The organism is Dactylosporangium sp. NPDC000521 (assembly GCF_042898305.1).
GTDB lineage: Bacteria > Actinomycetota > Actinomycetes > Mycobacteriales > Micromonosporaceae > Dactylosporangium.
On sequence record NZ_JBIAYW010000031.1, the window covers coordinates 1 to 11,225 of the forward strand.

The window sequence follows — 11,225 nt, forward strand, 5'->3', positions numbered from 1 at the left end:
ATCGGGGACTGGCTCGGCATCGGCGTGGCCAACCTCATCAACTTGTTCAACCCGGCCATGGTGATCTTCGGCGGGATGCTGCGCGACGTCTACCCAGCCGCGTCGGCGCAGGTGCGTGCCCGGATCGCGATCAACGTTCTGCCGGTGGCCCGCGAGCGGGTACGACTGCGCACCTCGGGTCTGGCCGACGACGCGACCCTTGTCGGCGCCGCCGAACTCGGCTTTGCCCCACTACTGACCAACCCGCAGCACCTGCCCGCCTTCGATACGGCCGCAACACCGGCCCACACGGGCACACACGACAGTCAACTGCTTCGGGCAACCACCGAAGGAACCTGAATCAGACGACCGCCCACACACGCCGGTCGCCCGCCAGCCCATCCGCCGGCGGAGCCGCGCCCACCCTGTTCCACACAGCACGCGGGTCAAGCTCCGTCCAAGCCCCTCTCTGCCAAGATCATGAGAGGCAAGATCTACTCTTCAAATGTTGAGTTGAGGGCGAGCGAGGAGACCCGGCCCGGTGAGTTCCAGTAGCGAGGTACCCGATCCTGAGGTGCCGGCGAAGGCCCGGTCACGTACGTATTCGGCCGCCTACAAGGCTCGGATTCTGGAGGAGTACGAGTCGCTGAACAAGGCGGGTAAGGGTGCTCTGCTGCGGCGGGAGGGCTTATATACGTCGCTGATCGCGGCGTGTCGTTCCCAGCGTGATGCCGGGGCGCGGGAGGCCCTTGCGAAGCCGGTCGGGCGTCCGCCGGCCGATCCACGGGAGCGGGAGACCGCCCGGCTGCGCCGGGAGAACGAACGGCTGCAGGCCGAGCTTGCGAAGGCTCGGGCGGTGATCGAGGTGCAGGGAAAACTCTCCGCGCTGCTGGGTCAACTCGCGACCGGCAGCCCGAGCAGCGGGAGCGAGCCGACGCCATGATCGACGAGGCGATCGTCGAGCTGACCGGACTGCTCGGGTCGGTCCGGGCGGCGTGCGCGGCGGCCGGACGGCCGCAGGCCAACCACTACCGCCGGCACCGTCAGTCGCCGGCGCCGGTGCGCCCGCCACGGGAACGCAGACCGCAGCCGCGGGCGCTGTCCCGGGCCGAGCGGGACACGCTGCGGTCGCTGCTGAACCATCCCGAGCACGTCGACAAGTCCCCGGCGACCGTCTACCACGAACTGCTCGACGAGGGCGCCTACATCGCGTCGGTGTCGAGCATGTACCGGGTCCTGCGCGAGCACGGCGAGGTCCGCGAACGGCGCAGGCAGGCCACCCACCCGACGCGGGTCCGACCAGAACTGGTCGCCACCGGTCCGAACCGCGTCTGGTCCTGGGACATCACCAAGCTGGCCGGACCGGCGAAGTGGTCCTACTTCCACCTCTACGTGATCATCGACATCTACTCCCGCTACGTCGTCGGCTGGCTCCTGGCCGACCGCGAAAGCAGCGCCCTGGCCGAGCAACTCCTCGCCGACACGATCGCCAAGCAGCACATCGACCGCGACACGCTGACCATCCACGCCGACAACGGCACGTCGATGGCCTCCAAACCGGTCGCGTTCCTGCTCGCCGACCTCGGCGTCACCAAGAGCCACTCACGACCGCGGACCTCCAACGACAACCCGTACAGCGAAGCGCACTTCAAGACGTTGAAGTACCGGCCCGACTTCCCGGACCGCTTCGACACCATCGAGCAGGCCCGCGACTTCTGCCGCACCTTCTTCACCTGGTACAACACCGCGCACCGGCACTCCGGGATCGCCTGGCACACACCGCACGACGTCCACTATGGACACACCGACGCCGTCAACGCCGTCCGAGCCGAGGTCCTGACCGCCGCCTACCAGCGCAACCCCGAACGCTTCGTCCGCAAACACCCCGAACCCGCCGCCCTTCCCACCGCAGCCTGGATCAACCCACCCACCCCGACCAGCAAGAACACCGACTCAAAGAATCCCTGACCTACCTGCCTCAAAATCTTGACAGCTACCGCGCACCTGCTCAACCTCGAAGTCGACCTGCTGTTCTTCGACACCACCTCCACCTACTTCGAAACCGACGCCGACGACCCGATCGGCCGCGACGTCCACGGCCGGCCCACCAACGACACCGAACCGGCCGCCACCGGCGGGTTCCGCAGCTACGGCAAGTCCAAGGACCACCGCGACGACCTGCCCCAGGTCATCGTTGGCATGGCCGTGACCCGCGACGGCATTCCGGTGCGCTGCTGGTGCTGGCCGGGCAGTACCGCCGACTCCGCCCTGATCCGCCAGGTCAAGACCGACATGCGCGCCTGGAGCCTGGCCCGGGTGGTCTGGGTCGCCGACCGCGGGTTCGCGTCCGCGGCCAACCGCCGCTTCCTGCAACAAGGCGGCGGGCACTACATCCTCGGCGAGAAACTGCGCGGCGGCACCCCCGCCGCCGACGCCGCCCTGTCCCGGCAGGGCCGCTACCAGACCGTCCGCGACAACCTGCAGGTCAAAGAGGTGCGTCTCGGCCCGGACCTGGCCGACGACCGGTTCGTCGTGTGCTACAACCCCGCCGAGGCCGAACGCGACGCCGCCACCCGCGCCCGGCACGTTGCCGCGTTGACCGACCTGATCGACGGCACCGACACCCTGCCCCGATCCCGGCGCGACGAACTGGCCGGCGTGATCTCCACCAAGCCCCACCTGAAACGCTACCTGCGCCGCACCCCGGGCGGACTGCTGCGCGTCGACCAGGCCGCGATCGCCCGCGAAACCAACCTCGACGGCAAGTACCTGCTCCGCACCTCCGACCCCACACTGTCCACTGAGGACATCGCCCTGGGCTACAAGCAGTTGCTGGAGGTCGAACGCGGCTGGCGCACCATGAAACAGGTCATCGACCTGCGACCCGTCTATCACCGCAAGGAAGACCGCATCCGCGCCCACGTCACCCTGTGCTGGCTGGCCCTGCTGCTCATCCGCATCATCGAGACCACCACCAGCCGGGCCTGGCCCGCCATCCGCGACGAGCTGCAACGCCTGCACGCGGTCACCTACACCGGCCCGGCCGGCACCTTCCGGCAGACCACCACACTGACCAAGACCCAACGTGACATCCTCGCCGCCCTCGACATCGAGCCGCCCAAGGCGATCCTCGACCTAGCCACACGCGGTTGACCAGCACAAACGCCCCTGCCTAGTGACACGCCCCGTCACCGGGCCAACCGTCGTTTGCCCAGTTCAACGCCAATCTTCTGGGCCTAGAACTGCCACTCATCTGTGGAACCCGGGTCGTGGCGGCTTTCAGCATTACCTGCGCGAGGACGACCTGCTCGTCGGCGGCTTTCGCCTGGGCCGCGTTGATCTCGACCTGTATCTGCAACTCCGGCAGCTGCTTGGCAGCGGTCCGGGCCGCACCGCGCCCCGAGCGGGCGGCCGAGGCGGCGGCAACCGCCGCGGCGACCGCAGCTGTGGCTGCGATGATCTGAATCCACTCGGCCAACGTCAAACGACCGATGTTGGCTGCCAGCGCATCCCAATGGCCCGCACGGCCGCGACCTGCCCCGCTCGGGAAGGAATAAGCGCCTTACGCCGAGGTGTCGGCCATCGGCCCGCCGCGCTGGTGGTGGTCCGTGACGTGGCTGCTGGGCGGGGTGAGGATGAGCCGTGGGGTGGGTGGCGCGGCCGGGGTCAGAGCGTGTTGCGGTACGGCGGCATGAACCGCAGGCGGGGCATCTGGTCGGCGAGCACGCCGCCGTCGACGACGAGATGGGTGCCGGTGATGTACCGGCCGGCGTCGGAGGCCAGCAGGAGCAGCGCGCCGACGCAGTCCTCCGGGCGCCCGTAGCCGCCGCGGAGCGGGATCCGCTCGGCCCACGCCGCCTCGAAGGCCGCGCGGTCGAACGGGAACTCGCCGTCGATCGGGGTGGCGATCATGCCGGGCGCGATCGTGTTCACGGTGATCCCGTGCGGGCCCAGCTCGGCGGCGAGCGAGCGGGTGAGCAGCTCGACGGCGCCCTTCGAGGCGTTGTAGTGGGCCAGGCCGGCCTCGGCGACGAGGCCGTTCTTCGACGAGATGTTCACGATCCGGCCGGAGACCCCGTCGGCGATCATGTGCTCGGCGACGCGCTGCGCGAGGAAGAACACGGCCTCGACGTTGACGCGCATGACCGCCCGCCAGCCGGCGACGGTGATCTCGTTGAAGTGCTCCAGCGCGGCCACCCCGGCGTTGTTGACCAGGATGTGCAGCGGGCCGTGCGCGCGGCGCAGCTCGTCGGCCCAGGGCGCGATCGCCTCGGTCTCGGCCAGGTCGAACGCGTGCGGGTGGCAGGCCCGGCCGGCGGCGGTGACGGCGGCGACGGTCGATCCGAGGTCCGCGCCGGGCCGGTCGACCGCGATGACGTCGGCCCCGGCGCCGGCCAGACCGGCGGCGAACGCGGCGCCGAGGCCCCGGGCGGCACCGGTCACCAGGGCGGTCCGGCCGGTCAGGTCGAACGCGGTCACGACAGCCCCAGCAGGTCCAGCGACGGGCGGTGGATCAGCCGTTCGATCTGTTCGGGGTCGAGCGGGTCGAGGCCCGGGATGCCGGGGACCCGGCCGACCGCGCGCAGCCCCTCGATGGAGGCGTCGACGGTGGTGAACGGGTAGTCGCTGCCGAACAGCAGCTTGTCCCACACGCCGTAGTCCTGGACCAGCCGGAGGCTGTGCCAGAGCTGGAACGGCCGGTAGTGCAGCGCGGACACGTCGGCGTAGACGTGCGGGTGCTTGCGGATGACCGCGATGCACTCCCCTTCGTAGGGGTGGCCGAGGTGGGCGAGGACCATGCGCAGCTCGGGATGGCGGATCGCGACCTCGTCGAGGTGCACCGGCAGCGCGTACCGCAGCGGCGCCGCGGAAACGAACGTGGTCCCGGTGTGCACGAGCAGCGGCAGCCCGTGCCGGGCCGCGTAGGCGTACAGGTCGTCGTAGGCGGGGTCGGCTGGGTCGAACCCGGCGTACATCGGCATCAGCTTGATCCCGCGCAGGCCTAGGCCGGCGTGCCCGTGCTCCAGCTCGTCGCGCCAGCCCGGCTGGGTCGGGTCCAGCGCGAGGTAGCCGATCAGCCGGTCGGGCCGCTCGGCGACGTAGGCGGCCACGGCGGCGTCGTCGACCCACAGCCCGGACCGGCGTGCCTTGCCGCCGACCACGATGGTCCGGGTGTCCTCCGGCGCGGTGGCGGCGTAGTCGGCCCACCGCACCGTCAGGTCCACGTGGCCGCCGTGGGCCCGGGCCGCCTCGGCGGCGAACGGGTCGCCGACGTGGTCCGGGCAGTCGAACAGGTGTGAGTGGACGTCGACGATCATCGGCGGTCCCGCTTCTCCCAGCCCTCGGCGAACATGTTCCAGAAGCCGTGGCTCGGCGGGTGCTCGGCGAAGACCTCGTCGTCGAGCTCGATGCCGAGTCCGGGCGCGGTCGGCAGGTCGATGTGCCCGCCGGTCATCGGCAGCGCGCCGCGCACCGCGTCGAACACGTAGTCCTCCAGCATGCCGTCGAACGTCTCCAGGATCTTGAAGTTTGGCATCCCGAGGACGGCGTGCACGGAGGCGGTGGTGCACAGCGGCGAGTTGGAGTTGTGCGGCGCGACGACCATCGCGTGCTGGTCGGCGATGGCGGCGAGTTTGCGGATCTCGGTGAAGCCGCCGGCCATCGACAGGTCGGGCTGGATGATGTCGACCGCCTCGGTGGCGAACAGCCGGGCGTACTCGTAGCGGTTGTGGAAGTGCTCGCCGCCGGAGATCGGCATCGTCGCCCGGGCCCGCAGCTCGGCGTAGCGCTCGATGTGGGTCCACGGCAGCGGCTCCTCGAACCAGCCGAGGTCGAACGGCGCCAGCTCGTGGACGAGCCGCATGGCGGTGTGCATGGCGAAGCGGGCGTGTCCCTCGACGAAGAGCTCCACGTCGGGGCCGACCGCCTCGCGGACCGCGGCGACGATGGCCACGGACCGGTGCAGCTCCGTGCGGGACAGCTCGCCGAGCCCGGCGCCGAACGGGTCGAACTTGAGGGCGGTGTAGCCGCGGGCCACGGTGGCGACGGCCCGTTCGGCGAAGGTGACGGGCTCGCGGTCGCCGGTGTACCAGCCGTTGGCGTAGACCCGGACCCGGTCGCGGCAGGCCCCGCCGGTCAGCCGGTAGGCCGGGACGCCGAGTGCCTTGCCCATCAGGTCGTACAGCGCCTGGTCGACGCCGGAGAGCACGATCCCGCCGACGTCCCCGCCGCGCAGGAAGTCGCCCTGGTACAGCCGCAGCCAGATCTCCTCGACGTCGAACGGGTCGGCGCCGATGAGATGGCGGGCGGCCATCGCCTCGGCGAGCTGGCAGGTCTCGCGTCCGCGGTACGGATGGGTGATCTCGCCGACGCCGCTGAGCCCGGCGTCGGTGTGCACGCGCACGTAGGAGAAGTCGCGCCAGGCGGTGCCGAGGCTGAGCGTCTCGACGCGGGTGATCCGGCCGGCCGGCCCGGCCGGGCGGGTGGTGTTGACGGTCAGCATCGGCTCACCCGTTCCCCACGGCGCCGCCCATGGTGGCGGTGCCGGCCAGCTCGGTGACGCCGCCCGCGGCGAGCGTGTCGCGGACCGCCGACCGGGTGGCCTCCAGGAGGTGGTCGACGTCGGCGTCGGTGTGCGCGTAGGAGACGTGGTTGCGTTTGAGGTTGAGCGGCAGCTCGAAGACGCCGTGCTCGGGCATCCGGCGCCGGTAGCCGATGAACATGCCCGCATCGTTGCGCAAAAGGTCGTCGTATGTGCGGGGAACCGGCCCGTCCATGAAATAGCTGACGAAGACCGACCCGTGGCCGGTGACCACAGCGGGCACGCCGAGGTCGGCGAAGACCTCGGCGAGGCCGGCGCGGATCCGCTCGCCGAGGCGGTAGACGTGCTCGTGGACCGGCTCGGTGCGTAGCTTGCCGAGGGTGGCGAGCGCGGCGGCGACCACGGCCGGGTGGCCGTTGTAGGTGCCGGCGAAGAACGCCGGCGCGCCGGGGCGGGTGCTGAACAGGTCCATCAGGTCGGCCCGGCCACCCAGCGCGCCGATCGGGTAGCCGTTGCCGAGGGCCTTGCCGAGCGTGGTCAGGTCGGGGGTGACCCCACTGATGCGCTGCCAGCCGCCGAGGTCGTGCCGGAAGCCGGTGATCACCTCGTCGAAGACGAGGACGCTGCCGGCGCGGGTGCACTCGTCGCGCAGCGCCTGCAGGAACTCCGGATCGGGCAGCAGGCAGCCGACGTTGTGCGGCACCGGCTCGACGATGACCGCGGCGATCTGCTCGCCGTGCTCGGCGAACGCCGCGCGCACGGCCGGCGCGTCGTTGAAGCGCAGCACGAGGGTGGCGTCGAGGACCTCGGGCAGGATGCCGGTCGAGATCGGGTCCTGCACGCCGACCCGGTCGGGAGCGGAGATGACGTTGAGGCTGACCGCGTCGTGCCAGCCGTGGTAGCAGCCCTGGAACTTCACCACGAGGCGCCGGCCGGTGGCGGCGCGGGCGACCCGCAGCGCGTGGAACGTCGCCTCGCTGCCGGTGCTGGTGAGCAGTACCTGCTCGATGCTGGGCACCAGCTCGGCGAGGGTCTCGGCGAGCTGGATCTCGCCGTCGGTGACGGCCACGCCGCACAGGTCGAGGCGCCGGCCGGCCTCGGTGACGGCGGCGTTGACGTCAGGGTCGTTGTGGCCGAGCAGGGGCGGCCCGAAGGCCGCGTGATAGTCGGTGTACTCGCGGCCGTCGGTGTCCCAGAAGCGCGCACCCACGGCCCGGGCGATCACCAGCTCGGTGAGTCCGGGGATGCTGCGCTGCCCGCTGTTGACGCCGCCGGGGATGACCCGGCGGGCGCGCTCGGCGAGCGTGGTGCCGGATGGGGCCGTTCGTGGCTTCACACCTAACTCCTCATCGGTGCGGTGCCATGGCCCAGCCCGGTCATGGCGCCGCGATGTCTTCCGCCGCATGAGAATTTCTGAACACTGTTCGGTACTGCCAAACAGTGTTCAGCATCCTAGGCACGCCTGATCGACGGGGTCAACACGACGGGGGCGCGGTTTTCGAACAGCTTTGTTACGCTGTTCGGCCTGGGCGAACAGCAGCGCGCGAAATGAGGACCATGAGCACCGACGAATCCGACAACGCCAGATACCTGGTCCGCAGCGTCAGCCGCGCGGCCGAGGTGCTGGAGGCGCTCTCCGCCGCCGCCCCCGGTCGCGGGCTGAGCGTCACCGAGGTGGCCCAGGCGTGCGGCCTGTCCAAGAGCACCGTCTTCGCCACCCTCTACACGCTGGGCCAGCACGGGCTGGCGGCGGCCGACGGCGAGGGGCTGAACCGGCGCTACCGGCTCGGCATGGCCCTCGCCCGGCTCGGCGTGCGGGCCCAGGAGCAGCTCTCGCTGCGCGACATCGCCCGCCCGGTGCTGAGCACCCTGACCGTGCAGACCGGGCTCAGCTCCCGGCTCGCCGTGCCCGAGGGCGCCCACGCGGTCGTCATCGACCAGGTCAGCAACGGCGAGCGGATCCAGCTCGACCTGCGGATGGGCACCCGCGAGCTGCCGCACTGCACCGGCCTGGGCAAGGCGCTGCTGGCCGAGATGAGCCCCGCGCAGGTCGCCGAGCTCATCGGCCGGGTCGGGCTGCCGAAGCGCACCGACCACACGATCACCGACCTCGACTCGCTCCAGGCGCACCTGGACGATGTCCGCACCGCCGGCTACGCCCTGGACGACGAGGAGGACGCCGACGGCGTGTTCTGCATCGGCAGCGCGCTGCGCGACCACACCGGCGGCTGCTGCGGCGCGATCAGCGTGACCGGCCTCAAGCTCGGCCTGCCCACCTGGCGCTACCAGGAGGTGGGCCGGCAGGTGCGCCAGGCCGCCGACGAGATCTCGGCCCGCCTCGGCCACGTCGATCACCGCGACAACGCTTGACACCGAGTTCACGGGCTGTTTAAAGTCCCCGCCAACGTCACGACCAAGGTCGTGACCCTCTCGGGCGAACTAGCTGACTCCCGACGCGCCGCAGCCCCGGTGCCGGGACGTTCCGGTCAGCAGCTCCGCCGCCTGCGCGCCTCGCGCGTTTGCCCGACCTTCACCCCCAAAGAACCGCACCGCTGTGCGGCGGCGTCGCCGCACGGCTGGACCGCGAAGGTTGAGGCTTTCCATGGGTCAACCCGGCTCGCCCCCACCCGACCACGTCACGCCCGAGGACCGGATCCTCGCGGTGGACACGGTCGCCGCCCTCAACGCCATCCACCCGGCGCTGCTGACCGCCCGCACCATGGTCCGTGTCGCCGGCTACCACACTTCCGGCGACGGCGGCGGCACGCTGCTGCGCTGGAACCCGGCCAGCACGGCCGCCGGCAACGGCGGCACCGTCCACAATCCTTACGGCCGCCCGGCCGGCCGCTGGCTGGCCGTGCACGCGGGCGTCGGCGACTTCCGGATGTTCGGCGTCTTCGGCCGCGACACGCCGGCCGACGACGCCCTCGACGCCATGGTCGGCGATCCGTCGATCCAGCGCGTCGAGGCCCACACCGACCTGCGGTTCGTCAAGCGGCACACGTTCGGCCGCAGCGACATCGAGCTCGACTTCGGCGGCCACACCGTCCACACGGACGGCATCGAGCGCAACACCCACGACAACCCGTTCGGCGCGGTGCTGTACTTCCGCGGCACGCCGACCGGTGCCCCCGTCGTCCACACGCTCACCGAGACCGTGCCGGAGCTGTCCGACGTGTTCCAGGTGCCCGACGCGAAGCGGTTCGCGGTCGGCCAGTGGTGGACCGCGACCAGCAACCCGCTCACCGGCGCCGACGAGCGCGAGCTGCAGAAGATGGTGCAGGTCACCCAGATCGTCGACGCCACCCACATCCGGGTCGGCTACCTCAACGGCTGGCAGCTCGACCCCGGGCGTACGGTCACCTGGCAGCGGGTCGAGCCGGTCCGCCGGGCGCACGTGCGCAACATGGTCTTCCTCGGGTTCGTCGCGTTCACCGGCGAGTACCCGGGGTCCGGACCGGACGACCGGGAGTACAGCGGCTCCCACCCGGTCGCCTACGAGTACGCGGTGCGCTGCGACGTCGAGGGCATCCACGCCACCGGAACCTGGTGGCCGGTCATCATGCGCCGCTGGTGCACCCACTTCACCACCGCGAACTGCACCCTGAAGAACCCGCCGACGGTCATGTACGGCGGGGCCGGCTACCTCACGCAGCAGATCTACTGCCTCTACGGCCACGTCGTCGACTGCCGCAGCTCCAACGCCCGGCACCTCAACGACCTCACCGCCTCGGCGTACTGCACCGTGGAGAACTGCCATGGCGACGGCGACGACGCCGGCGGCAACCCGTTCACCACCCATGGGCAGTACGAGCACGACCTCGTCTTCACCGGCAACTCCGGCCTCATGGACATCGCCAACAGCGGCGGGCAGTGGGGCATCAGCGCCAAGCGGATCACGATCCGCCGGCACGTCTGCTCCTGGTTCGTCGCCGGCACCAAGATCACCGACCTGACGCTGGAGGACGTGCGGGTCATCGCCCGCTCCACGTTCGACCCGGCCGGCACGCTCCAGGTCAACGCCGACGGCATCCAGATGCGCGGCTGCTCGGCCCGGACGCTGAGCATCGCGCAGCGCTCGGCCCGCTCCCGCCGGCCCAACATCATCGCCGACTGCGAGTTCGACCAGCCCGCCGGCACCGTCGTCCACCAGACGCCGGTCAGCAACCCCGTGCACTTCGTCCGGACCACGTTCCGCGGCCTGAACGGCGCGATCCTGCGCGGCGCCGGCCCGGTGCACTTCACCGACTGCGTGCTGACCGGCTCGCCCGGCGCGGCGCCGCTGCAGATCGGCGCCGCCGAGGTCGTCGTGCACGGCGGGACCCTGACCGACACCGGCATCGAGCTGTCGGCCGTGCGGGACCAGCGCCTGGTCGTCGGCGGCGGCGCGACCGTCACCGGCACCAACGCCCGCGGCGCGCTGCTGACGCGGGCCGCCGGCACCGGGCAGGTTCGCATCGAGCTCGGCGACTACCGCAGCACCGCCACGGGCGCGGCCACCGCGCACGTCCGCGTCGACACCGGCGTCAACCGGTACCGGGCCGTCGGCGCCCGCTTCACCGGCGGCCGCCTCGTGCTCGCCGAGGCGGGCTTCGGCGGTACCTCCACGCTGCTGCACACCGGATGCGTCGAGGACGGGGTCGGCCGCGAGCTGCCCGCCGACTCCGCCCGGATCGTCACCACCGACAACCTCACCGTCTGACCG

Annotated in this window: 10 protein-coding genes; 5 read left to right on the top strand and 5 right to left on the bottom strand. The window is 71.1% G+C overall.

Annotated features, from left to right (window positions below):
• The 3 genes from ACFY3L_RS49080 to ACFY3L_RS49090 form a co-directional block, all read left to right on the top strand.
• Window positions 1–339: ROK family protein (locus ACFY3L_RS49080; RefSeq protein ID WP_389340911.1), on the top strand; the 339-nt coding region annotated here is incomplete at its 5' end.
• Between the two features lie 181 nt (window positions 340–520).
• Window positions 521–1,947 (top strand): IS3 family transposase gene (locus tag ACFY3L_RS49085; RefSeq protein ID WP_389340914.1). Its coding sequence is split into 2 segments (ribosomal slippage): window positions 521–851 and window positions 851–1,947, totalling 1,428 coding nucleotides; the frame shifts between segments, so codons are not numbered across the junction.
• A gap of 18 nt (window positions 1,948–1,965) precedes the next feature.
• Window positions 1,966–3,132 (top strand): transposase, encoded by a 1,167-nt coding sequence (locus tag ACFY3L_RS49090; protein ID WP_389340917.1) that lies wholly within the window; start codon window positions 1,966–1,968, stop codon window positions 3,130–3,132.
• Between the two features lie 19 nt (window positions 3,133–3,151).
• Here ACFY3L_RS49090 and ACFY3L_RS49095 read toward each other — a convergent pair whose 3' ends face one another.
• The 5 genes from ACFY3L_RS49095 to ACFY3L_RS49115 form a co-directional block, all read right to left on the bottom strand.
• Window positions 3,152–3,463: a hypothetical protein gene (locus ACFY3L_RS49095; protein WP_389340919.1), complete on the bottom strand. Its 312-nt coding sequence runs from the start codon at window positions 3,461–3,463 to the stop codon at window positions 3,152–3,154.
• Window positions 3,464–3,645: 182 nt separating this feature from the next.
• Entirely contained in the window at window positions 3,646–4,458 is an 813-nt protein-coding gene (locus ACFY3L_RS49100; protein ID WP_389340922.1) for an SDR family NAD(P)-dependent oxidoreductase, read from the bottom strand.
• The gene (locus ACFY3L_RS49105) at window positions 4,455–5,297 is read right to left on the bottom strand and encodes an amidohydrolase family protein (protein ID WP_389340925.1); all 843 of its coding nucleotides are present in this window, start codon (window positions 5,295–5,297) and stop codon (window positions 4,455–4,457) included. Before ACFY3L_RS49105 ends, ACFY3L_RS49100 begins: the two co-directional genes overlap by 4 nt.
• Complete coding sequence (locus tag ACFY3L_RS49110; protein WP_389340928.1) at window positions 5,294–6,481, bottom strand: mandelate racemase/muconate lactonizing enzyme family protein; 1,188 nt, start codon at window positions 6,479–6,481, stop codon at window positions 5,294–5,296. Before ACFY3L_RS49110 ends, ACFY3L_RS49105 begins: the two co-directional genes overlap by 4 nt.
• A gap of 4 nt (window positions 6,482–6,485) precedes the next feature.
• Complete coding sequence (locus ACFY3L_RS49115; protein WP_389340931.1) at window positions 6,486–7,856, bottom strand: aspartate aminotransferase family protein; 1,371 nt, start codon at window positions 7,854–7,856, stop codon at window positions 6,486–6,488.
• Between the two features lie 221 nt (window positions 7,857–8,077).
• On the opposite strand from ACFY3L_RS49115, the gene ACFY3L_RS49120 reads away from it, so the two are divergent.
• Both ACFY3L_RS49120 and ACFY3L_RS49125 read left to right on the top strand, forming a co-directional pair.
• The gene (locus tag ACFY3L_RS49120; RefSeq protein ID WP_389340934.1) at window positions 8,078–8,890 is read left to right on the top strand and encodes an IclR family transcriptional regulator; all 813 of its coding nucleotides are present in this window, start codon (window positions 8,078–8,080) and stop codon (window positions 8,888–8,890) included.
• 232 nt (window positions 8,891–9,122) lie between these two features.
• Entirely contained in the window at window positions 9,123–11,222 is a 2,100-nt protein-coding gene (locus tag ACFY3L_RS49125; protein ID WP_389340937.1) for a hypothetical protein, read from the top strand.
• The last annotated feature ends 3 nt before the right edge of the window (window positions 11,223–11,225 follow it).